This is a genomic window from Micromonospora sp. R77 (genome assembly GCF_022747945.1).
Taxonomy (GTDB): domain Bacteria; phylum Actinomycetota; class Actinomycetes; order Mycobacteriales; family Micromonosporaceae; genus Micromonospora.
Window position 1 is genome coordinate 2,690,796 of record NZ_JALDST010000001.1, and the last position, 22,943, is coordinate 2,713,738.

Below are 22,943 nucleotides of genomic sequence, written 5' to 3' on the forward strand. Positions count from 1 at the left end.
CCGTCGGGCGGGACGGGCTACGTTGCGCTCATGGACCTGGCGTACCTGCGGGCACACCCGGAGCACCTGCCGACCTTCCTGACCCACCAGCGGATCCGGGAGACGCCGGTGCCCGGCGGCGACAGCTGTGCCGCCTCCCGGCTCACCCTGGACGACGGTCACTCGATCTTCGCGAAGACCTGGCCGGAGGGGGCGGGACGGCCGGCGCCGGCGGACTTCTTCGCCACCGAGGCGGCCGGCCTGCGGTGGCTGCGCGCGGCGGGCACGGTGGCCGTACCGGAGGTGGTGGTGGCGCTGCCGCAGCTGCTGGCGCTGGACTGGGTGGAGACCGGCGAGCCGACGCCGGAGGCCGCCGAGCGGTTCGGCCGGGAGCTGGCCGGGTTGCACCGGGCCGGCGCACCGGCGTTCGGGGCCGAGTGGACCGGCTTCATCGGCGCGGCACCGCAGGACAACACCCCCGATCCCGGACCGTGGTCGGAGTGGTTCGCCCGCAGCCGGCTCCTGCCGTACCTCCGGATGTCGGTCGACAACGGTGCCCTGACCGGGGCCGGGGCTGCCCTGGTCGAGCAGGTCGTCGAGCGGATCGGGGAAGTCGGCGGCGACGAACCGCCGGCTCGGATCCACGGTGACCTCTGGCCGGGCAACCTGCTCTGGGGCGCCGACGACCGGGTGTGGCTGGTCGACCCGGCGGCGCACGGCGGGCACCGCGAGACCGACCTGGCCCAGCTCGCCCTCTTCGGTGGTCCACCGCACCTGGACCGGATCCTGGCCGCCTACGACGAGGCGTGGCCGCTGGCCGACGGGTGGCGGGCCCGGGTGCCGCTGCACCAGCTCCACCTGCTGCTGGTGCACACCGCGCTCTTCGGCGGCGCGTACGCGGACGCGGTCGGCAGCGCCGCCCGTGCCGCGCTGGGTGGGGCCGGACGCGCTACCGTCGACAGGTGACCGCCGCCCCGACCACCGACGGGGTCCTCGTCGACCGGTACGGCCGTGTCGCCCGGGACCTGCGGGTCTCGCTGACCGACAAGTGCAACCTGCGCTGCACGTACTGCATGCCGGCCGAGGGGCTGCCCTGGCTGGCCGGGTCGCAGCTGCTGACCGACGACGAGATCGTCCGGCTGATCCGGGTCGCGGTGCGGCGTCTCGGCGTCACCGAGGTCCGCTTCACCGGCGGTGAGCCGCTGATCCGGCCCGGCGTGGTGGACATCGTGGCGGCGGTGGCGGCACTGGAGCCCCGCCCCCGGATCTCGGTGACCACCAACGGCATCGGGCTGGCCCGGCTCGCGCCCGCCCTGCGCGGCGCCGGCCTCGACCGGGTGAACGTCTCGCTGGACACCCTCGACCGGGACCGGTTCGCCGCCCTGACCCGCCGGGACCGGCTGGCCGACGTGCTCGCCGGCCTGGCCGGGGCGGCCGAGGCGGGACTCACCCCCGTGAAGATCAATTCGGTGCTGATGCGCGGGGTCAACGACGACGAGGCCCCGGCGCTGCTGCGCTTCGCCCTGGCCCACGGCTACCAGCTGCGCTTCATCGAGCAGATGCCGCTCGACGCGCAGCACGGCTGGGACCGCGCCACCATGGTCACCGCCGACGAGATCCTGGCCGCCCTGGGCCGGGAGTTCGCGCTCACCCCCGATCCGGTGGCGCGGGGTGCCGCGCCCGCCGAGACCTGGCTGGTCGGCGGCGGCCCCGCCAAGGTCGGCGTGATCGGCAGTGTGACCCGACCGTTCTGCGGTGACTGCGACCGCACCCGGTTGACCGCCGACGGCCAGGTGCGCGCCTGCCTCTTCGCCACCGAGGAGTCCGACCTGCGCGCCGCGCTGCGCGGCGGCGCGGACGACGCCGAACTGGCGGCCCGCTGGCGTACGGCGATGTGGGGCAAGCGCGCCGGCCACGGCATCGACGACCCGACGTTCCTGCAACCCGCCCGACCGATGTCGGCGATCGGAGGCTGACCGGTGCAGCTCACCGTCCGCTACTTCGCCGGTGCCCGCGCCGCCGCCGGCCGGTCCGAGGAGACCGCATCCGCCGGGCGATCCCTGGACGAACTCCTCGACGAACTCACCGAGCGGCACGGTGACCGACTCGCCACCGTACTGAAGGCGGCGAGTTTCCTGGTCGACGGCCTGGCCTGCCATGATCGTCAGGCACCGCTGCCGGCCGGGACGACGGTGGACGTACTGCCCCCGTTCGCCGGGGGCTGAGGAGGCTCACGTTGTTGGCGATGGCGACCTTCGTGGGCTTCGCGGTGCTCGTGACCGCCCTCATCCACCTCTATCTGTGGAAGCGGCTGGTCCGGGACACCACCGGACCGGGCCGCTGGCGCCGTTTCGGCGGCCTCGTGGCGCTGCTGCTGGCGCTGCTGGTCCCGGCCACCATGGCGGGCACCCGCAACGGCATGTACTGGCTGGCCTGGCCGGGCTACGTCTGGCTCGCGCTGATGTTCTACCTCCTTGTGCTGCTGCTGGTGCTGGAGGTGCCGATGGCGGTGGCGAAGCTGGTGCTGCGCCGCCGGGCGGTGGCCGCCGCGCCGGCCGTCACCGCCCCGGAGCCCGCCCTGGTCGGCGCCGAGTCCAACCCCGTGCCGGCCGGCCCCACGTCGACCCGGTCCGACTCCGCGTCGGCCGGGGCCGATCCCGCAGTCGGGCCCGACCGGTCCGGCACCGTGCCGACCCGGCCCGCAGGCCCACCGGCCGTCGCGGATCACCCGGACCAGGCGGACCACGATCCGTCGCGGCGGCTGCTGCTGGCCCGGGGCGCGGCGATCTTCGCCGGCCTCACCGCCGCCGGCGTCACCGGGTACGGCGTCCGCACCGCGATGGGCCCCCCGCAGCTCGACCGGGTACGCATCCCGCTGGCGAAGCTGCCGCGCAGCATGGACGGCCTGCGGATCGCCACCGTCTCGGACATCCACCTCGGCCCGCTGCGCGGACGGGCGCACACCGAGCGGATCGTCGAGATGATCAATCGAATGGACGCCGACCTGGTGGCCGTCGTCGGTGACCTGGTCGACGGCTCGGTCGCCGAGCTGGGCGAGGCGGCGGAGCCGCTGCGCGACCTGCGCTCCCGCTACGGCAGCTTCTTCGTCACCGGCAACCACGAGTACTACTCGGGCGTCGAGGAGTGGGTCCGGGAGGTCGACCGGCTCGGACTGCGGGTGCTGCAGAACGAGCGGCAGGAGATCCGGGCCCGGGGCGGCGTACTGGACCTGGCCGGGGTGAACGACGTGAGCGCGGCCGGCACCGGTCTCGCCGCCCCCGCCGACTACGCCGCCGCCCTCGGCGACCGCGACCCGAGCCGTCCGGTGGTGCTGCTCGCCCACCAGCCGGTGGCCGCGCACGAGGCGGCGAAGTTCGGCGTCGACCTCCAACTCTCCGGGCACACCCACGGCGGCCAGATGGTGCCCTTCAACCTGGCCGTCAAGCTCCAGCAGCCGGTGGTGTCCGGTCTGGGCGAGGTGGACGGCACCAAGGTCTATGTGACCAACGGGGCGGGCTTCTGGGGCCCGCCGGTCCGGGTCGGCGCACCGCCGCAGGTCACCCTGGTGGAGCTGCGCACCCCATAGCGCGCCGGGGCCGCGCAGTCCAGCACCGGATTGCTCAGGTCACGCGTACGCGTGGCGGCGCACGGGTAGTGGACCGGCCGTGACAGGATGCGGCGTGCCTCCGTTCAGTGCCGTACCCTCCGGTGGCCTCCCGTCGTTCGTCGCGGACCTGCACATCCACTCGAAGTACTCGCGCGCGTGCAGCCGCGACCTGACCCTGCCGAACCTCGGCTGGTGGGCCCGGCGCAAGGGCATCGGCGTGCTCGGCACCGGCGACTTCACCCACCCCGCCTGGTACGACCACCTCCGCGAGACCCTGCACCCGGCCGAGCCGGGGCTGTACCGGCTCTCCCCCGAGGCGGAGCGGGACATCGCCCGCCGGCTGCCGCCCCGGCTGGCGAGCGCGGCCGAGGCGGACCCGGTGCGGTTCATGTTGAGCGTGGAGATCTCCACGATCTACAAGCGGGACGACCGGACCCGCAAGGTGCACCACCTGATCTATTTGCCGGACCTGGACGCGGTGGCCCGGTTCAACGCCGCGCTCGGCCGGATCGGCAACCTGGGCTCGGACGGCCGCCCGATCCTCGGCCTGGACTCCCGGGACCTGCTGGAGATCACCCTGACGGCCAGCCCGGACGGCTACCTGGTCCCGGCGCACATCTGGACGCCGTGGTTCTCCGCGCTGGGCTCGAAGTCCGGCTTCGACGCGATCGCCGACTGCTACGCCGACCTGGCCGACCACATCTTCGCGGTGGAGACCGGCCTCTCCTCCGACCCGGAGATGAACTGGCGGGTCGGCAGCCTCGACCGCTACCAGCTGGTGTCCAACTCGGACGCCCACTCACCGCCCGCGCTGGCCCGGGAGGCCACCGTCCTGGACTCGGCCCGGGACTACTTCGCCATCCGGGACGCGCTGCGGACCGGTGACGGACTGGCCGGGACGATCGAGTTCTTCCCCGAGGAGGGCAAGTACCACGCCGACGGGCACCGGCTCTGCGGCGTCAACTGGTCGCCGGAGCGGACCCGGGAGGCGGGTGGCCGCTGCCCGGAGTGCGGCAAGCCGCTGACCGTGGGGGTGCTGAGCCGGGTCGAGGAGCTGGCCGACCGGCCCGAGGGGCACCGGCCGGCGCACGCCCGCCCGGTCACACACCTGGTGCCGCTGGCCGAGATCCTCGGCGAGATCAACCAGGTGGGCGCCCGCTCGAAGCGGGTCGAGGGGAAGCTCAACGACCTCGTCGCGGCGCTCGGCCCCGAGCTGGAGATCCTGACCAGCACCCCGCTGGACGAGGTCGGCCGGGTGGGCGGGGAGCTGCTGGCCGAGGGGATCGGCCGGCTGCGCCGGGGTGACGTGCGCCGGGTCCCCGGCTACGACGGCGAGTACGGCGTGATCACCCTCTTCGACCCGGCCGAGCTGGCCGGTGGCGGCACCCCGGGGACCCAGGACACGCTCTTCGACGTACCCGTGCCGGTGCAGCGACGGCCGACGGAGCCGACGGCGAAGGCGAAGGCCGGACGCCCGGCGGCGGCGAAGGCCGAGCCGAAGCGGAAGGCCACGCCGCCACCGCCCCCACCGATCGCGCCGGCACCCTCCCCGCACGAGCCGTTCGAGCCGATGCTCGCCGGCATGGAGGAGGTCGGCACCGGCCTGCTGGACCGGCTGGACGCGATGCAACGGGTGGCGGCCTCGGCGCCGGGCGGGCCGCTGCTGATCGTGGCCGGCCCGGGCACCGGCAAGACCCGGACGCTGACCCACCGGATCGCCTATCTCTGCGCGGAGCTGAACGTCTTCCCCGAGCAGTGCCTGGCGATCACGTTCACCCGGCGGGCCGCCGAGGAGCTGCGGCACCGGTTGGACGGCCTGCTCGGGCCGGTCGCCGAGGACGTCACCGTCGGCACCTTCCACTCCCTCGGGCTGGCCATCCTGCGGGAGAACGCCGAGGCGGCGGGGCTGCCGGTGGACTTCCGCATCGCCGACGACACCGAACGGGCCCAGGCCCGGTCCGAGGCGGGCACCGACGACGCCGCGTACACGGCGCTGCTGCGCAAGGACGACCTGGTCGACCTGGACGAGCTGCTCACCCTGCCGGTCGCGCTGCTGAAGGCGGACCGGAAGCTGGTCCGGGAATATCGGGACCGCTGGCGGTGGATCTTCGTCGACGAGTACCAGGACGTCGACGCCGTCCAGTACGAGCTGCTGCGTCTGCTCAGCCCCGCCGACGGCAACCTCTGCGCGATCGGCGACCCGGACCAGGCGATCTATTCCTTCCGGGGGGCCGACGTCGGCTACTTCCTGCGCTTCTCGCAGGACTTCACCGACGCCCGGCTGGTCCGGCTGAACCGCAACTACCGCTCGTCGGCGCCGATCCTGGCCGCCGCGGTGCAGGCCATCGCGCCGTCGTCGCTGGTGCGCGGTCGCCGGTTGGACCCGGCCCGGCTCGACCTGGAGGCCCCGCTGGTCGGCCGTTATCCGGCGGCCACGGTCGCCGACGAGGCCGACTTCGTGGTCCGTACGGTCGACGAGCTGGTCGGCGGCCTCTCCCACCGGTCGCTCGACTCGGGCCGGATCGACGGCCGGTCGACCACGCTCTCCTTCTCGGACATCGCCGTGCTGTACCGCACGGACTCCCAGGCCGCGCCGATCGTGGACGCGCTGTCCCGGGCCAACATCCCGGTGCAGAAGCGCTCGCACGACCGGCTGCGGGACCGGCCCGGGGTGCTGGCCATCGCCCGCGAACTGCGGCACGCCGACGGGCTCGACGGCGCGTTGGCCGCCCGGGTCCGGCTGGCCGGGCAGGTGCTGGCGGAGCGGTTCGCCGTACCGACGCTGGACGGCACGGGCAGCGTCCGCCCCGAGGACGTCCGGACGGCGGTGGACCTGCTGACCCCGCTGGCCCGGCGCTGCGGCGACGACCTGGGGCTGTTCCTGGCCCAGCTCGCGACCGGCGCGGAGGTGGATGCCCTCGACCCGCGCGCCGAGGCGGTCACCCTGCTCACCCTGCACGCGGCGAAGGGCCTGGAGTTCCCGGTCGTCTTCCTGGTGGGGGCGGAGGACGGGCTGCTGCCGCTGCGCTGGCCCGGCAGCGAGCCGGACGACGACGCGGTCGCCGAGGAGCGCCGGCTCTTCTTCGTCGGCCTCACCCGCGCCCAGGACCGGCTGTACGTCAGCCACGCCGCCCGCCGGGTCCGGCACGGCGCGGAACGCGACTGCCGCCCCTCGCCGTTCCTGGACGTCATCGACCCGGGCCTCTTCGAACGCTTCGGCGAGGCCGAGCCGCGCCGCCCGAAGGACCGCCAACTGCGGCTGATCTAGCCGGGCCGGATCCGTGCCGCTCGGCTGAGCGGTGCGGGGCTCAGCCGAGCAGCACCGCCAGCCAGAAACCGGCGAGGAGGGCCGGGCCGAACGGCAGCGCGGTGTCCCGGCGTACCCGTCGGGTGGCGAGCAGGGCGAGCACGGCGACCCCGTTGAGCAGGTGCGGCAGGAGCAGTCCGAGCCCGAGGGCCGGCCAGCCCAGCCAGCCGAGCGGCAGGCCGAGCGCGGCGGCGAGCTTCACGTCACCGAACCCGAGCCGCGAGCCGGGCAGCAGGGCGAGCACGACGTAGCCGGCGAGGAGAGCGCCGCGCCGGCCAGGGCCGGGAGCAGCCGGCCGGGCGCGCCGGTGGCCAGCGCCGCGCCGGCCAGGCCCAGCCCGCCGCCGACCGCCACGGCCGCCACCAGCGGGTCCGGCAGCCGCAGGCAGGCCAGATCCACCGGTACGAGCACCAGCCCGACCGCCGCGACCAGCAGCAACGCCGGCAGTGCCGGGTCACCGCCCCGGTCGGCGGCGAGCCCACCGAGGACGACCGCCCCGACGGCTGCTCCGACGGCCGACCCCCATCCCGGTCGGGCCGGCCGAGTCGACAGCGACGGCGACGCAGCTGGCCGGACCGGTGGCGCGTCCGGCGGACCCGCGTCGGGCGGTCCGGAAGTGGTGAAGCGGCGGGCCACCACGGGGGCGGCGCCGCCGGCCAGCCCGCCGAGCAGCGCCACGGCGGTCACCAGTCCGGCGGACACGAAGCGGGATGTTACCGGCGGGCCGCCGCCGGTTCCGCCCCGTCGACCGGCCGGCGGGGTCGCTCGGTGCTCACCACCAGCGCCACCCCGGCCACGATCACCGCCCCGCCGAGCAGCACCTGCGCGGTGACCGGCTCCGCCGCGACGAGCGCGCCGAGCGCCACCGCGACCCCCGGGTTGACGTACGCGTAGGTGGAGACCAGGGAGATCGGCGCGTGGTGCAGCAGCCAGACGTACGCGGTGAAGGCGACCAGCGAGCCGGCCACCATGAGGTACGCCAGCGCCGCCCAGGAACGGCCGGTCACCCGGTCCGGGGAGAAGTCGCGCAGCTCGCCCCGGACCAGGGCGAGCCCGGCCAGGGCGGCGGCGCCGGCGACCATCTCGTAGACGGTGGCGACGAAGGGGTCGGTGGGCATCCGGAGCCGGTTGGACAGGAACGAGCCGACCGACCAGCAGGTGGCGCCCAGCACCACGGTCAACGCCCCGAGGATCGGCACCGCGCCGGACCCGCCGGTGGGGAGCACGAGCAGCACCAGGCCGAGGAAGCCGAGGGTCACCCCGGCGAAGGTCCAGAGCCGGGGGCGGTCGCCGGTGAGCGTACGCAGCAGCACCACCAGCAGCGGGACGGTCGCCACCAGCAGCGCGGCGATCCCGGAGGGGAGCGCGACGCCGGGCGGCCCGGACTCGGCGAGCACCACCAGACCGTTGCCGCCGGTGAGCAGCAGCACCCCGACCAGCGCGGCGGAGCCGAGCTGCCGCCGGTCGACCCGGAGCGCTCCCGGTCCCCGGCGCAGCCGCAGCACGACCGCCAGCACCAGGGCCGCGGCGGCGAACCGGAGGGCCGCCGAGGCGAGTGGCGGCAGCGACTCGACGGCGATCCGGATGCTCAGGTAGGTGGAACCCCAGAGAACGTAGACGAGGATCAGTGCGGTCCAGATCAGCGCAGGTCGGGTAGGGGCGGCGACCTGCGCCGGGGCGGTTCCGGTGGACCCGGGACCGGGTGGCGTCGCACTTGCGGGAGGTGAGCTCATCGGTGGTCCACGCTACGGTGACCACGGCGTCGCGTCGCCTCCTGGTGGCCGGCTTCTCACCACTGGCGTACGCGGGAGGGCGTTGATGACGAACTTCGGACCACCGACCGGCGGCTCTGGACAGCCGTGGGGACGGCCCGACGACGCGTACCGCCCGGCACCCGATCCCCGTTACGGGCCGCCGCACCAACCGTCGCCGGGTGGGTGGGAGCAGCCGGCCGTCGGTGACGGCTGGGACGAGCCGGCGGGCGGGAGCGACTGGGACGCCGGTCAGCGGGGCCGCCAGCCGGCCGCCGCCCCGGGTTACCCGCCCTACCAGCCGGCGACCGAGGCGTACCCTGCCGGCCCGCAGCCCGGCTACCCGAACGGCCCGCAGCCCGGCTACCCGAACGGCCCGCAGTCCGGCTACCGGCCCGACCCGTACGCCCCGCCCGTGACCCCGTACGCCGAGCCGACGCCGCCGAAGCGCGGCCGTGGGCGGCTGATCGCGGTGCTCGCCGCGCTGGTGGTGCTGGTCCTGGCGGGCGCGGCCGCGGTGGTGTTCCTGGGCCGGGACGACCCGCCGCCGGCGAAGACGCCGACCGGCCTGCCCTCGCAGGTCACGGAACCGACGGCGGTGGCGACCGAACCGGCCGCTCCGCCGTCCAGCGCGCCCGCTCCGCAGTCGTCCGCCGACCCGCGCTTCGTGAAGGTGGGGCAGTGCGTCCGCAACGAGGGCCCGGCCGGCGGCAAGCCGAAGCTGCTGATCAGCGAGTGCGGCCCGAAGACCTACCAGGTGCTGCGGCGTTTCGACGGCGCGACCAGCGGTGAGAAGGACGCCGAGGCGAAGTGCGCCAAGGTCGACGGCTACACCAACTGGTTCTTCTTCGACAGCGAACTGGACACCCTCGATTTCGTGCTCTGCCTCAAGCAGCGCTGAACCGCCCCTCACCCCTGGGAATCGCATGTCAACCTACGGTCCTTACGACTCCGGTCGGTCCGACGACCCCTACCAGCGCCCGGCCGGCCCGCCGCCGGTCGACCCGACCCTCCCGCAGTGGGGGCCGCCGCCCACCGAGCCGCCGACCACTCCGTACCCCGGCCAGCAGCCCACCGCCGGCTACCCGCCGCCCCCGGCGGGGAGCTATCCCCCGCCCGGCGGGGCGGTCCCGCCGACCTCGGGTAGCGGCTACCCGCCACCCCAGGGGAGCTACCCGCCGCCGGGTGGCGGCTATCCGCCGGTGGGTGGGGCGCCGGTGTCCGGTGGCGGCTATCCCCCGCCGCCGGGACCGTATCCGCCTACCGGGCCCACGCCCGCGCCGTTCCCGCCGGCCGGCGACCCGGGTGCCGCGCCGTGGGGTCAGCCCCCCGCGACCGGGTACCCGGTCGCCCCGCCGGCACCGAAGCGCGGCGGGCGGGTCGCCCTGATCGTCACGCTGGTGGTGCTGCTCGTGCTCTGCCCCTGTCTCGGCCTGGCGGGTTGGGGCTTCTACCAGGCCGGCAAGGACGACGACAAGCCGGTGACGCCGTCGACCAGCGCCCCGGCACTGCCGACGGACGAGCCGAGCGTGGAGCCCACGACCGCGGAGCCCAGCCCGAGCGAGACCAAGGACTACAGCTTCGTCAAGGGCGACTGCGTGGTGAACGACGGTACGGACGCCGACGCGTCGCTGCGCAAGGTGAAGTGCGGTCCCGGCACGTATCAGGTGCTGCTGCGGATCCCGGGGACCACCGACGGTGACAAGTGCAAGAAGGCGGCACCGACGGCGACGGCCAACTACGTCAGCGACAACCCGCTGGACTCCCTGGACTTCGTGCTCTGCCTGAAGAAGCGCAGGTAGGTCCGCCGGTAGCCGAAACTAGGGCTGTCTAGCGTCCACGCTAGACAGCCCTAGCTTTGTCTCGACAGCCCCGACACGCCGGTAGCCGCATCTATCCATCTCTAGCCCACCGGCTAGACGGCCCGATACGGTGCGAGACGTGGATCCGGTCCGCAACCCGTACGCCCCGGGCGCCGGCCAGCGCCCGCCCGAACTCGCCGGGCGGGGGCGGGAGCTGGACGTCTTCGACGTGGTGCTGGAACGGATCGCCCGGGGCCGACCCGAACGCAGCCTGATGCTCACCGGGCTGCGCGGCGTCGGCAAGACCGTGCTGCTCAACACCCTCCGCTCACAGGCCATCAACCACCTCTGGGGCACCGGCAAGATCGAGGCGCGGCCCGACCAGTCGCTGCGCCGCCCGATCGCCGCCGCCCTGCACATGGCGGTCCGCGAGCTGGCTCCCCGGCACCGGGCCCCGGACCGGATCGACGCGTTCCTCGGCGTGCTCAAGGCGTTCGGCCAGCGTCCCGCACCGGCCGGGCGCGGCGCGGCCACCGCCAAGCTGCGCGACCGCTGGCAACCAGGCATCGACGTGCCGGCCACCATCGGCCGGGCGGACTCCGGGGACATCGAGATCGACCTGGTCGAGCTGCTCAGCGACGCGGCGGCGGTGGCCGCGGACGTCGGCACCGGGATCGCGATCTTCATCGACGAGATGCAGGACGTCGGCGCCGAGGACGTCTCGGCGCTCTGCGCCGCCTGCCACGAGTTGTCCCAGCTCGGCGCGCCGCTGATCGTGGTCGGCGCCGGGCTGCCGCACCTGCCGGCCGTGCTCAGCGCCGCCAAGTCGTACTCCGAGCGGCTCTTCCGCTACCAGCGGATCGACCGGCTGGACCGGATCGCCGCCGACCAGGCCCTCTGCGCGCCGGCCGACCGGGAACAGGTCGAATACGAACAGAAGGCCCTCGACCTGCTCTACGAGAAGTCCGGCGGCTACCCCTACTTCGTCCAGGCGTACGGGAAGGCCACCTGGGACCACGCGCCGCGCTCCCCGATCACCGCCGCCGACGTACGGGTCGCCGCCCCGGAGGCCGAGGCGGAGCTGGCGGTCGGTTTCTTCGGCTCCCGCTTCGAACGGGCCACCCCGGCGGAGCGCGAGTACATGCGGGCGATGGCGACGCTCTCGCTGGTGGAGGGGGAAGAGGGCGCCGGCCGTGACGACATGGACGCGGCCGTCCCGACGGCGGAGATCGCCCGGTCCCTCGGTCGCAAACCGGCCAGCCTCTCCCCGGCCCGGGACGCGCTGATCAAGAAGGGGTTGATCTATTCCGGGGAGCGCGGCACGGTCGCCTTCACCGTGCCGCACTTCGGCCGCTACCTGCGCACCCAGCCGGCCTGACCGTGGACGCGGCCCGGAACCGGCCGGACCGCCGACGCGCGCGGCGGGACACGGGACGGGCCCGGCTGCGGGCGGGAGGTGCCGCAACGCGCCGGCGCGGGCCGGCCGTTCACACCTTCGACCAGGGCGGCGGGAAGACCACCTCGCCGCGCGGCGGTGGCGACTCGCCGCTGACCGACGGCGGCAGCTCCAGCGCCTGCCACGGGTCGCCCAGCCCGGACCAGGGGCTGGTCAGCCCCATCCGGTCGGCGCGGGCGAAGCCGAACCGCCGATAGAAGGCGGGGTCGCCGAGCACCACCACCAACCGCTCGTCCAGCTCCGTGGCGGCATCCAGGGCGGCCTGCACCACGGCGGTGCCGTGCCCGATCCGCTGCCGGTGCGGTGCCACCGCCACCGGGCCGAGCGCGAGCGCCGGGGCCGAACCGCCGTCGGAGCGGACCCGGACCCGGCTGAGCAGGGCGTAGCCGACCACCTCCCCGCCGGACTCGGCGACCATGGCCAGCTCGGGGATCCACGCGTCGCTGTGCCGCAGTTCCTCCACCAGCCCCACCTCGGGCGGGGTGGCCACGTCGGGTCGGGCGAAGGCGGCGGCCAGCACCCGGGCGACCGGTGCCTCGTCGGCCGGGTCCTCGGGGCGGAGCCGCAGCGTCGTCACCCGCGCGACGTTACCGCGCGTACCGGGTCCATCCGCGACGGTCGCTGGAATTCGGCGTGGCGACCCCGCCACCGACGGACGTCCATGTCGGCCGATCCCTTTCGGGTGTTGCGGGGGTAGGCGCGTCCGCGGCGGGGTATGACTGATCCATGAAACCCGTGCGATCCCTCGCCCGTGTCATGTTGAGCGGCATCTTCGTGGTCAGCGGCGCCCGCAATCTGCAGAACCCCGGCCGGCTGGTCCCCGCCGCGAAGCCGGTCACCGACCGGGTGACCCCGCTGCTGCAGAACCTCTCCCCCCGGATCCCGACCGACACCGAGAGCCTCGTCCGGATCAACGCGGCCACCCAGCTCGTCGGTGGGCTGATGCTCGCCACCGGGAAGTTCACCCGCCCGGCCGCGCTGGTGCTCGCCGGGACGCTGGTGCCGACCACCGCCGCCGGCCATCCCTTCTGGAACTCCGAGGACCCGGCGTCGCGCAACAACAACCAGATCCACTTCCTGAAGAACCTCGGGCTCCTCGGTGGCCTGCTGCTCGCCGCCGCCGACACCGAGGGCAAGCCGGGGCTGCGCTGGCGTACCGGCCACCGGATCGGCCACTCTCGACGTTCGGTGCAGCGGGCGGTCCGCACCGCCCGTCGAGAGGCAAAAATCGCCGTACGCTCCGCGGCCACCGCCCGCCGACTGCCCGGCTGACCTGCATCTATCCGGCCACCACCCCCCGCAAGGCCGCGAATTACCTGAACCACCAGACACCCGTTAACGCGGTGGAAATGTCGCAAACATGTGTGGGATCGGACACGGTCGTATAACGCGGGAGGCATCAACGTGAGGCGCCGTTCTAGGCTCCGTGCTGGACCTGGACGGGCACAACGACCTTGGTACGGGGGTGGCCACGCCATGCCGGCGACCGTCGGAAGACGGATGAGCCGCTTCGCACCAGTCCACCGGGTGACCCGTGGGATCGATCGCAGGACAGTCGTACGGACCGGCATCGTGGCCGCCGTCGCCTACGCCGCATGGCTCGCCATCGGCACTTTCGGGCGGCCGTACAACTTCTTCGACATGAAGATCTATCACGGTGCCGTGGTGTGGTGGGCGAACGGCAACGAGCTCTACGACTTCATCGCACCCTCGACGACCCTGGGTTTCACCTATCCGCCCTTCGCCGGCCTGGTCATGCTGCCGATGTCCTGGCTGCCGGTCGAGGCGGCCGGCTGGCTCAACGCGCTGGCCAGCATCGCGGCGCTGGCGGTCGTGCTGGCCGCACTGCTGCGTCCGGTGGTGGACCGGCTGGGCTGGTCGCTGCGCTTCACGGTGGCCATCGCGGTGCCGATGGCGGTGGCGATCGAGCCGTCCCGGGAGACCCTCGGCTACGGCCAGGTCAACCTGCTGCTCTTCGCGTTGATCATGGCGGACCTGGTGGGCCTGCGCTGGCGGGCGAAGCGGGGCACCCACCACGACACCGCCGACTCGGCGGCGGCCCGGTTCCTCTACAGCGGGGTCTGGGCCGGTGCGGGGATCGGGCTCGCCACCGCGGTCAAGCTGACCCCGGCGCTCTTCGTCGTCTACCTCATGATCACCCGTCAGTGGCGGGCCGCGATGACCGCGGTCGGCACCACGATCGGCGTCACACTCGGCTCGTTCGCGCTGGTCGGCGAGGAGTCACGGACGTACTTCACCAGCGTGCTGTGGCAGACCGAACGGGTCGGCGCCGCCGACATGACCCCCAACCAGTCCCTCGCCGGACTGCTGGCCCGGCTGTACGACTCGATCGAGACGCCCAAGCTGCTCTGGCTCGCCTTCGCCGTGCTGGTCCTCGCGCTGGGCCTGTCCCGCGCGGCCACCGCCCGGGCCGACGGCGACGAGCTGACCGCGTTCACCCTGGTCGGCCTCACCGCCAACGTGATCAGCCCGATCTCCTGGTCGCACCACCTGGTGTGGGTCATCCCGGCGATCATCGTGCTGGCCGACGCCGCGGTACGCCGCCGCGAGGCGAGCCGCGGGCTGCTGCCCCGGGTCACCTCGTCCACCGCCGGCGGGCCGCCTGCGGTCACCAACCTGCGCCCGCCGATCTGGTACCCGACGCTCACCGGCCTGCGCCACGGCGTGGCCGCGCTCGGGCTCTATCTGCTCTTCCTGATCTCGCCCATCTGGCCGTACGAGCACCAGCTGCCCGAGGTGTCGCACTATCAGGACGGCCTCTTCGGCGCGCTGATGGAGAACTCCCTGGCGATCGCCCTGATCGTGCTGGTGGCGGCGCTGCCCTGGCGCCCCGGGGCCGAGCCGGCGTTCTATCACGACCGGCTGACCCGGGCCGGTCAGCTCACCGGCCGCCGCTGAGGCGTCCGGGCGGACGGCGACCGGCCGGACCGCCCGCTCAGGGGCAGTTCACCCACTCCTCGGTGCCGTCGGCGAACACCTGCCGCTTCCAGATCGGCAGCCGGGCCTTGACCTCGTCGACCAGTCGGGCGCAGGCCGCGAACGCGGCGGCCCGGTGGGCGGTGGCGACCGCCGCGACCAGGGCCGCGTCACCGATCTCCAGCGGCCCGATCCGGTGCGACACCGCCACCGCGTAAACGTCCGGGTCGGCGGCGATCTCGGCGGCGACCTCCCGGAGCACGGCCTCGGCGGTGGGGTGGCCCTCGTACTCCAGGCTGGTGACCCCGCGACCGTGGTCGTGGTCGCGGACCACGCCCTGGAAGGAGACCACCGCGCCGGCCCGGCGGTCGGCGACCGCCGCCTCGTGCGCGGCCAGGTCCAGCGGCTGATCGGTGACCGTGCCGTACGCGACCGTGCCGGCGGGGCTCACCACGTCCGCTCCCCGGGCAGCAGCGGCAACGGCACGACCGGCACCCGAGCGCCGACCTCCCCGCTGGTGCCGGGCCGGATCACCGCGAACCCGTCCGCCCCGGCCAGCCCACGCAGCATCGCCGAGCCGACGTGCCGTACCGGGTGCGCGGTGCCGGCCGCCCGGTCCAGCCGGACCAGGGCCAGGTGCGTGTAGTCGCCCCGACCGGGGATCGGCTCGGCGAGAGTGGCCTGCGGCAGCACCGGCATGGGTCGACCCTGGAGGCCGGCCAGCAGCGGGGCGACCAGCGACACCAGCGCGACGATCGCGGACTGCGGATTGCCGGGCAGGCCGGCGACGAAACGGATCCGGCCGTCGGCGCCGACCAGCCGGGCCAGCAGCATCGGAAAGCCGGGCCGGACCGCGACCGTGTTCACCACGTAGTCGGCACCCAGCGCCTCCAGCGTGGGGTGCAGGTGGTCGACCGGGCCGTGCATGGTGCCGCCGGTGGTGCAGACCAGGTCGGCGGTGGCCAGCGCCCCGCGCAGGGCGGCCACGTGGGCGGGCAGGGTGTCCGCCACCGGGCCCACCACGTCGACCGGGCGCACCACGCAGCCGTACCGGCGCAGCCAGGCCGGCACCGCCGGTCCCAGCGCGTCCCGCACCCGACCGGCGGCGGGCGGGCCGGCGGTGAGCAGCTCGTCACCGAAGACCAGCAGCGCCGCGCGCGGCTGCCGACGGACCCGCAGGGAGTCGTGGCCGCAGGAGGCCGCCAGGCCGATCAGCGCCGGGTCGACCGGGGTCCCGGCCGGGACCAGCTCCTCACCGGCGTACGCCTCCTCGCCGGGCTCGCGCCACTCGGGCGACGGGCGCGGAACACCGGTGACCAGGCCCTCCGCGGAGCGGGTGGATTCCTCGACGCGCAGGATCGCGGTGGTCCCCTCGGGCACCATCGCGCCGGTGGCGATCTCGACGGTGGTGCCGTCGGCGGTCAGCGGTGGCGGGGTGTTGCCGGCGAGCACCCGCCCCACCACCCGCCACGGGCCGTCCCCCCGCAGCGCCCAGCCGTCGATGCTGGAGGTCGGGAAGGCCGGCAGGTCCGTCCGGGTGGTCAGCGGCTCCGCGAGGGTGTGCCCGTCGAGGTCGGCGAGCGCCCGGTTGACCGGGGGGAGCGCGGCGGCGAGGCCCACCGCGTACACCCGGGAGCGGGCCTCCTCCCAGCCGGCGGGCGGCGGCGCGGCGACCGGGGCCGCCTCGGCTGCGGTTTCCGTGCTCATCCGGCGAGCCTAGCGCCGCGACGGCACCCCCGCGTGGTCAGTGGTCCCCGCCACGGAGCTGGTCGACGGCGTGGACGAGGATCGGCCCGAGCACGGCCAGCCCGTCCTTCGCGCCACCCCGCGAGCCCGGCAGGTTCACCACCAGCATCCGGCCGGCGACGCCGGCCAGCGCCCGGGAGAGGGCGGCGGTGGGCACGCTGTCCCGGCTGTGGGCGCGGATCGCCTCGGCGATGCCGGGGATCTCGTAGTCGAGCAGGGCGCGGGTCACATCGGGGGTGCGATCGGTCGGGGTGATCCCGGTGCCGCCGCTGGTCAGCACCACGTCGACCCCGTCGTCCCGGGCGGCCCGCAGCGCCGCACCGACCGGATCGCCGTCGGGCACCACCACCGGCTCGTCGACCTCGCAGCCCAGCTCGCGCAGCCCGGCGACGAGCAGCGGACCGCTGGTGTCGGCGTAGACCCCGGCGGCGGCCCGGTTGGACGCCACGATCACCCGGGCCCGGATCACGGCCGGTCCGCCGGTCGGACCCACTCGCCGGTCTTGCCGCCCTCCTTGCGGAGCACCCGGACCGCGTCGACCGACGCCGCCGGGTCGACCGCCTTCACCATGTCGACCAGGGCGAGCCCGGCCACCGCCACCGCGGTCAGCGCCTCCATCTCGACGCCGGTGCGGTCGGCGGTCCGCGCGGTGGCGGTGATCTCCACCGTGTCGGCGGTCAGCCGCAGGTCGACGGTCACCCCGTGCAGCGCGATGGGGTGGCAGAGCGGGATCAGGTCGGGGGTGCGCTTGGCCCCCATGATGCCGGCCAGCCGGCCGACGGCGAGCGCGTCACCCTTGGGCAGACCGTCGCGGCGCAGCAGGTCGACCACCTCGGCGGTGGTGCGCAGCCGACCGGCGGCGACCGCCGACCGGCCGGAGACCGGCTTGGCGGAGACGTCGACCATCCGGGCCGCGCCGGCCGGGTCGACGTGGGTGAGCTGGGCGGGATCCGTCACGGTCGCGAGCCTATCTTTCGGGTACGACCAGCACTCCCGGGGCGTTCGGGAAGCCGCAGCGCGATGGTTTCCGCCGGGACGTGAAAAGGACAGCGAGGAGTGCAGCGATAAGAAACCCGTAAGCGCGTCCATTGGAGCCGGCGGGCGTTACCGGGGCTGCTGGCGATACGACGCCGCACCCGATGCTGCTCGGGCCTGCCCCACCAGACGGAGAGGGTCGGTGGACGGCCGGTCGAACCCGATTCTCGACCGGCCTGCCCGAGCGTCGATCGCCATCGAAGAGGTGCGGAAGTCTAGCGACCACCTCCGCGTCTCGCCGCCTCGGGGTGCGAATGAGGGCTCGGGACGGTGGCCCCGTGGCGGAGCAGGGATCAGCGCAAACACCGACCGAACTGCTGATGAAGATTGGCGGGAAAGCGGTAAGGCTGACGATCGGGATTGACCTGCACACACGACGGGGATTGCCGTAGGCGACGAGCCAAATACTTCTCGCGTACGAGTGAATGCGCTCCGCACAGTGACTGTGGACAGAACGTCATGAAGCACCACGATGTTAGCTAATATTGCGCATACTGACATTTATGCCTTCAAAACTTGCACACCGAACCTCTAATCTGTCTTTCGCAGGTTAAAGGTCCTGTCGGACCTTTCAGAAAAGACGGATCTGAAAGGAGTCGGGCGATGCGCGGCAGCGAGTGGCACTGACCAAGACTTCACGCAGGGAACCTCTGACGGTAGGCTCCGGGCATCAAGATGCTGGTTGATGCCGGCCCAGGCTTCAGCCGTTCAGCCACTGGAGCTGGATGAGCCACACCGACGGACGACGTGATGAGACCGATCGGCACTTGGTGGCGCTCGTCGGTCTCGTCGTCCTTCTGGCCTCCGCCGCCACGGCCTCGGCGTTCATCTTCTTCCTACGAGACCCACCCGACTCCGTCCGGGACTTCGCCACCCTGACGACGCTGACCTTCCTGATCGCGGTCAGCGTGATCGTGAAGACGCCCGTACGGATCCGCTCCACCACCCTCGCGATCGCCTGGGTGGAGACCGCCATCGTGGTCGGGGTGGCCATCGCCCCCCGGTCCTGGGTCATCCTCGGCACCGGCGTCGGTGTGGCCGCCGCCTCCGCCGCCCTCCGTCTTCCCCCCATCAAGACCGCCTTCGGAGTCGCCAAGAACATCCTGATCGCGGCGGGCACCGCGTGGACCGCCAGCGTGCTCGACTGGCACTGGACATCTGCCTCGATCGGTGACCTGATCGGCACCCTCGGCGCGGTGTACCTGGTCGCCGCCCTCCTGGACGACCTCCTGGCCATGCCCGTCATCGCCCTCGCCTCCGGCACCCGCATCTCCCGCCAGTTCCGAACCGACCTCGATCTCCGTCTCGCGGGCTTCGGCGTCCGTTTCGTCGTGGCCGCGTGCACCCTGCTCATCCTGCGCGCCGATCCCCGGCTGCTGCTCGCCGTGCCACCGCTGGTGCTCAGCCTGCACCTCGCCTACTCCACCCGGATCCGCACCCGTACCGAACAGCAGGCGTGGCAGCGGCTCGCCCGCACCACCGACGCACTCAACGTCGTCGACCTCGACGAGGTGCTCACCACGGCCGTCACGCAGGCCGCCGAGCTCTTCTCCGCCGACGAGGTGGAGATCGAGCTACGGGGCACCGAACGCATGCTCCGGGGCACCGCCGCGGGCATCGGCTACGACGGCGCCGCCGCCGAACCGAGCGAGGTCGCCGGCACCGTCATCCCGGTGGCACTCGAGGGCCACGACCGCTCGATCGACCTCGGTGTGCTGCGGTTGCGCTTCACCGGCCCGGTCGCGCTCTCCGAGCGGGAGCAGTACACCCTGCGTACCTTCGCCTCCGCGCTCTGCACCGCGGTCCGCAACGCCCAGGCGTACGCCGAGCTGGCCCGGATCGCCGAGGAACACGCGTACGCCGCCAGCCACGACGCGCTGACCGGGCTGGCCAACCGGCGGCAACTCCTCGACGAGGGCACCGAACAGCTCGGCAGGCGGCACGCCGAGGGGGTGACCGCGCTGGTGCTGATCGACCTGAACCACTTCAAGGAGGTCAACGACACCCTCGGGCACGCCGCCGGGGACCAGGTGCTGATCAAGGTCGCCGACCGGCTGCGCGGAGCGGCCCGCCCCGACGACCTGGTGGCCCGGCTCGGCGGGGACGAGTTCGCCGTACTGCTGCGCGGGCTGCCGGCCCCGGCGGTCGCCGCGCACCGGGCGGAGGCACTCCTCGGCGCGCTGCACGAGCCGCTGGACGTGGACGGCATGCGGATCAGCGTGGAGGCCAGCGGCGGCATCGCCATCGCGCCGGCCAGCGGTGGGGTGGCCGAGCTGCTGCGCCGCGCCGACGTGGCGATGTACCAGGCGAAACGGGCCGGCCAGCGGATCTCCACGTACGCCCCGACGCGGGACACCGCGGACCTGGGCCGGCTCACGCTCGGCGGTGAGCTGCCCCGGGCCGTGGCCGACCACGAGTTCACGGTCAACTTCCAGCCGATCGTGGACCTCGGCACCGGGCAGGTCACCGGCGCCGAGGCCCTGGCCCGCTGGCACCACCCGACCCACGGCATGATCGACCCGCTGCGCTTCCTGGAGGCCGTGGAACGCTCCGGCCTGCTCCCGGCCTTCGCGGAGGCCATCCTCGACCAGGCGCTGATCGCTGCCGGCAGTTGGCGGGCCGCCGGCCACGACCTGCCGGTCTCGGTGAACGTCTCCCCGCGCAGCCTGCTCGACGCCCGGTTCCCCGGGGCGGTGCTGGCCCGGCTGCGGGCGCACGACCTGCCGCCGGACCGGCTGGTGCTGGAGCTGACCGAGACCCTGACGCTCAGCCAGCTCGACGTGGTCGACCGGGTGCTCAACCGGCTGCGCGACTCGGGCGTCCGGCTGGCACTGGACGACTTCGGCACCGGCTACTCCTCGCTCTCCCTGCTCTCCCGCATCCCCGTACACGAGCTGAAGATCGACCGCAGCTTCGTCACCGCCATGGAGAGCTCGGCCGAGGCCGCCGCCGTGATCCGTTCCACGGTGGACCTGGGCCGCAGCCTCGACCTGGCCGTGGTGGCCGAAGGCGTGGAGAGCGAGCCGCAGCGCCGGGCGCTCTGGGAGTTGGGCTGCGCCGCCGGGCAGGGCCACCTGTTCGCCCGGCCGCTGCCGGCCGGCGCGCTGCTCGCCGCGCTCCACCGCGGTGCGGGCGGCCGACCCGGCACCCTCGCCCCACCGCTGCACGACGCCGGCGCGGTGATCCGGCTGCCCGGACGCCGCCAGGTCGGCCGGGGCCGGCCCGCCGCGACCGGCAACGGGCAGACCGCCGACGAGCCGCGCCGACGCTGACCCGCGTCGGACGGGGCCGGCTCCGCCGTCTGCCAGACTGGCCCGCGTGACCGCCACCCCGACCCGGAACCGCCCACCGAGCGTCGCTGGTCGGCGCTGGACACCGCCGCCGGTGGCCTCGCCCTCGACCTCGGCCTGTACGCCGTGTCGGCGCTCTTCGCCGCGGTCACCGCCGTCACCTCGACCCTGCCGCCGCACCGACCGTGGGGTGCCGTCGCGGCCGTCGGATACCTGGTCGCGGCGCTGGCCGTAGCCGGTCAACTGCTGCTCCGCCGCCGGCACGGCGACTCGCCGGCCGCCGGGCTGACCGCCCGCTGGACGGTGACCGGGTTCGCCTGGGCCACCACCACCCTGCTGCCGCTGATCGTGGAGAGCTGGCAGCGGGCGTCGGGGCGTACCGGCCGGGCACAGGAGGAGGTGGTGGTGGTCGAGCACGCCGGGGCGCGGCTCGCCGAACACGGCACCCCCTATCTCGGGCACGACGCGATCGCCGCGCTGCCACCGGCCGAGCAGCTGCTCGGCTACACCCCGTACCAGCCGGGGATGGCGCTGTTCGGGCTGCCCCGCGCGGTCGTCGACGCCTGGTGGACCGACGCCCGGGTCTGGTTCGCGCTGGCCACCGTCGTGGCGCTGGCCCTCGCGGTGGGCACCCTGCGCCGCACCGCTTCACCCACCCCCCGACGGGACGCGGCAGTGCTGCGCGGTGTCCAGGCCGCCACCGTGCTGCCGGTCTGCGCGCTGACCCTGGCCACGGGGGGCGACGACCTCCCCGTACTCGCCCTCTGCCTGCTCGCCCTCGCGCTGGCCGCCGCCGACCGGCCCGGCCGGGCCGGCGTCGCGGTCGGCCTGGCCGGCGCGCTGAAGCTCTTCGCCTGGCCGGTCGCGGTCGTCCTGATCTGCTGGGCGGCGACCCGGCGGGCCGGCCTGCGGACCGCCGCCGGCGCGCTCGGGCTGCCGGCCGTCGCGCTGCTGCCCGCCCTGTTGATCGACCGGGACGCCCTGGTGGAGAACGTGCTCCGCTTCCCGCTCGGGCACGGCCTGGTGACCAGCCCGGCGCAGTCCCCGTTCCCCGGCCACCTGATCGCCACGGCGCTGCCCGCCGGCCGGGTGGTCGCCGCCGCGCTGCTCGTCGCGGCCGGCGTGGCGATCGCCGTCCGGCTCCTGCGCCGACCACCCCGCACCGCCGCGACCACCGCGCTGATCTGCGGGTACGGCCTCCTCGCCGCAATCCTGCTGATGCCCTCGACCCGGTTCGGCTACCTGCTCTATCCGCTCGCCCTGCTGGTCTGGGCACCGGCGCTGGCGCGCACCGAACGGCCGGCCCACCCGCCCCTCGGCTGACCGGCTTCCGGCAAGTTCCGGACGCGGCGCACCGCCAGGGCGTAGACCTGAGACATGACCACGTACCGCGACCGGACCGAGGCTGGCCAGGTGCTGGCCGACCGGCTCGCCGACCTCGCCGGGCACTCCGACCTCGTCGTCCTCGGGCTGGTCCGGGGCGGCGTACCGGTGGCCCGGCAGGTCGCCGAGCGGCTCGGCGCACCGTTGGACGTGCTGGTGGTCCGCAAGCTCGGCATGCCCTGGGCACCCGAGGTGGCCTTCGGCGCGCTCGGCCCCGGTGGCGTGCAGGTGCTCAACGAGATGGTCGCCGGCCGGCTCAGCGACCGCGACCGGGACCAGGTGCGACGGCGGGAACAGGCCGAACTGGACCGCCGGGAGAGCCGCTACCGGGCCGGCCGGCCCCCGCTGGACCTGCACGGTCGGACCGCGATCGTCGTCGACGACGGCCTCGCCACCGGCGCCACCGCCCGCGCCGCAGTGCAGGTGGCCCGGCGCCTCGGCGCCGCCCGGGTGATCGTCGCCGTCCCGGTCGGCGCCGAGCAGGCGTACGACCTGCTGGCCCCCGAGGCGGACCAGGTGGTCGCCGCCCAGCTGCCGCCGGACTTCGGTGCGGTCGGCGCGTACTACGACGACTTCCACGAGGTCTCCGACGACGAGGTCACCGAGGCGCTCGCCACCACCGCGTGAGCCCACCCGGTACCGTCGGTGCC

The 22,943-nt window shown here is 74.2% G+C and carries 21 protein-coding genes; 13 read left to right on the forward strand and 8 right to left on the reverse strand.

All coding sequences use genetic code 11. The features are described from left to right. Window positions 1-30 precede the first annotated feature (30 nt). From MRQ36_RS12460 to MRQ36_RS12480, 5 genes are all read left to right on the forward strand, one after another. A complete protein-coding gene (locus tag MRQ36_RS12460) occupies window positions 31-945 on the forward strand; it encodes a fructosamine kinase family protein (RefSeq protein WP_242795220.1) in 915 nt (304 codons plus the stop codon). Continuing rightward, a complete protein-coding gene (moaA, locus tag MRQ36_RS12465) occupies window positions 942-1,955 on the forward strand; it encodes a GTP 3',8-cyclase MoaA (protein ID WP_242795222.1) in 1,014 nt (337 codons plus the stop codon). The genes MRQ36_RS12460 and moaA overlap by 4 nt, the downstream gene beginning before the upstream one ends. 3 nt (window positions 1,956-1,958) lie before the next feature. Then, on the forward strand, window positions 1,959-2,204 hold the full coding sequence (locus MRQ36_RS12470; RefSeq protein WP_242795224.1) for a MoaD/ThiS family protein: 246 nt from the start codon (window positions 1,959-1,961) through the stop codon (window positions 2,202-2,204). Window positions 2,205-2,215: 11 nt separating this feature from the next. Further along, window positions 2,216-3,565, forward strand: coding sequence for a metallophosphoesterase (locus tag MRQ36_RS12475; protein WP_374250058.1), 1,350 nt, complete (start codon window positions 2,216-2,218; stop codon window positions 3,563-3,565). Window positions 3,566-3,659: 94 nt separating this feature from the next. After that, complete coding sequence (locus tag MRQ36_RS12480; RefSeq protein WP_242795228.1) at window positions 3,660-6,854, forward strand: UvrD-helicase domain-containing protein; 3,195 nt, start codon at window positions 3,660-3,662, stop codon at window positions 6,852-6,854. Window positions 6,855-6,894: 40 nt separating this feature from the next. On the opposite strand, the gene MRQ36_RS12485 is transcribed toward MRQ36_RS12480, so the two are convergent. Genes MRQ36_RS12485 through MRQ36_RS12495 form a run of 3 tightly spaced genes read right to left on the reverse strand, consistent with a single transcriptional unit; the run spans window position 6,895 to window position 8,626 of the window. Then, window positions 6,895-7,095, reverse strand: a complete 201-nt coding sequence (locus MRQ36_RS12485; RefSeq protein WP_242795230.1) for a hypothetical protein — start codon at window positions 7,093-7,095, stop codon at window positions 6,895-6,897. After that, the gene (locus MRQ36_RS12490) at window positions 7,092-7,595 is read right to left on the reverse strand and encodes a hypothetical protein (RefSeq protein WP_242795232.1); all 504 of its coding nucleotides are present in this window, start codon (window positions 7,593-7,595) and stop codon (window positions 7,092-7,094) included. Before MRQ36_RS12490 ends, MRQ36_RS12485 begins: the two co-directional genes overlap by 4 nt. 11 nt (window positions 7,596-7,606) lie before the next feature. Further along, window positions 7,607-8,626 (reverse strand): EamA family transporter, encoded by a 1,020-nt coding sequence (locus tag MRQ36_RS12495; RefSeq protein ID WP_242795234.1) that lies wholly within the window; start codon window positions 8,624-8,626, stop codon window positions 7,607-7,609. A 433-nt stretch (window positions 8,627-9,059) separates the two neighbouring features. On the opposite strand from MRQ36_RS12495, the gene MRQ36_RS12500 reads away from it, so the two are divergent. From MRQ36_RS12500 to MRQ36_RS12510, 3 genes are all read left to right on the forward strand, one after another. After that, entirely contained in the window at window positions 9,060-9,545 is a 486-nt protein-coding gene (locus tag MRQ36_RS12500) for a hypothetical protein (RefSeq protein ID WP_242801054.1), read from the forward strand. Window positions 9,546-10,029: 484 nt separating this feature from the next. After that, window positions 10,030-10,446 (forward strand): hypothetical protein, encoded by a 417-nt coding sequence (locus MRQ36_RS33890; protein ID WP_308194967.1) that lies wholly within the window; start codon window positions 10,030-10,032, stop codon window positions 10,444-10,446. Between the two features lie 139 nt (window positions 10,447-10,585). Beyond that, a complete protein-coding gene (locus tag MRQ36_RS12510) occupies window positions 10,586-11,824 on the forward strand; it encodes an ATP-binding protein (protein WP_242795236.1) in 1,239 nt (412 codons plus the stop codon). 109 nt (window positions 11,825-11,933) lie between these two features. Here MRQ36_RS12510 and MRQ36_RS12515 read toward each other — a convergent pair whose 3' ends face one another. After that, window positions 11,934-12,479 carry a GNAT family N-acetyltransferase gene (locus MRQ36_RS12515; protein WP_242795238.1) on the reverse strand — a complete coding sequence of 182 codons (546 nt, stop codon included), beginning with the start codon at window positions 12,477-12,479 and terminating at the stop codon, window positions 11,934-11,936. Between the two features lie 149 nt (window positions 12,480-12,628). On the opposite strand from MRQ36_RS12515, the gene MRQ36_RS12520 reads away from it, so the two are divergent. After that, window positions 12,629-13,174, forward strand: a complete 546-nt coding sequence (locus MRQ36_RS12520; RefSeq protein ID WP_242795240.1) for a DoxX family protein — start codon at window positions 12,629-12,631, stop codon at window positions 13,172-13,174. A 204-nt stretch (window positions 13,175-13,378) separates the two neighbouring features. Continuing rightward, window positions 13,379-14,821, forward strand: coding sequence for a glycosyltransferase 87 family protein (locus MRQ36_RS12525; RefSeq protein ID WP_242795242.1), 1,443 nt, complete (start codon window positions 13,379-13,381; stop codon window positions 14,819-14,821). 37 nt (window positions 14,822-14,858) lie between these two features. Here MRQ36_RS12525 and MRQ36_RS12530 read toward each other — a convergent pair whose 3' ends face one another. The 4 genes from MRQ36_RS12530 to moaC are packed head-to-tail and all read right to left on the reverse strand — an operon-like array spanning window position 14,859 to window position 17,542. Next, window positions 14,859-15,290 (reverse strand): molybdenum cofactor biosynthesis protein MoaE, encoded by a 432-nt coding sequence (locus MRQ36_RS12530; RefSeq protein ID WP_242801056.1) that lies wholly within the window; start codon window positions 15,288-15,290, stop codon window positions 14,859-14,861. Then, a complete protein-coding gene (locus tag MRQ36_RS12535; protein ID WP_242795244.1) occupies window positions 15,287-16,546 on the reverse strand; it encodes a molybdopterin molybdotransferase MoeA in 1,260 nt (419 codons plus the stop codon). The genes MRQ36_RS12530 and MRQ36_RS12535 overlap by 4 nt, the downstream gene beginning before the upstream one ends. Window positions 16,547-16,583: 37 nt before the next feature. After that, window positions 16,584-17,054, reverse strand: a complete 471-nt coding sequence (locus tag MRQ36_RS12540; protein WP_242795246.1) for a molybdenum cofactor biosynthesis protein B — start codon at window positions 17,052-17,054, stop codon at window positions 16,584-16,586. Continuing rightward, a complete protein-coding gene (gene moaC, locus MRQ36_RS12545; RefSeq protein WP_242795248.1) occupies window positions 17,051-17,542 on the reverse strand; it encodes a cyclic pyranopterin monophosphate synthase MoaC in 492 nt (163 codons plus the stop codon). The genes MRQ36_RS12540 and moaC overlap by 4 nt, the downstream gene beginning before the upstream one ends. Before the next feature lie 803 nt (window positions 17,543-18,345). On the opposite strand from moaC, the gene MRQ36_RS12550 reads away from it, so the two are divergent. The 3 genes from MRQ36_RS12550 (at window position 18,346) to MRQ36_RS12560 (ending at window position 22,920) form a co-directional block, all read left to right on the forward strand. Further along, window positions 18,346-20,892, forward strand: a complete 2,547-nt coding sequence (locus tag MRQ36_RS12550) for a bifunctional diguanylate cyclase/phosphodiesterase (RefSeq protein ID WP_242795250.1) — start codon at window positions 18,346-18,348, stop codon at window positions 20,890-20,892. A gap of 96 nt (window positions 20,893-20,988) precedes the next feature. Beyond that, the gene (locus tag MRQ36_RS12555) at window positions 20,989-22,233 is read left to right on the forward strand and encodes a glycosyltransferase family 87 protein (protein WP_242801059.1); all 1,245 of its coding nucleotides are present in this window, start codon (window positions 20,989-20,991) and stop codon (window positions 22,231-22,233) included. Window positions 22,234-22,287: 54 nt separating this feature from the next. Next, window positions 22,288-22,920: a phosphoribosyltransferase gene (locus tag MRQ36_RS12560; protein WP_242795252.1), complete on the forward strand. Its 633-nt coding sequence runs from the start codon at window positions 22,288-22,290 to the stop codon at window positions 22,918-22,920. Window positions 22,921-22,943: the final 23 nt, after the last annotated feature.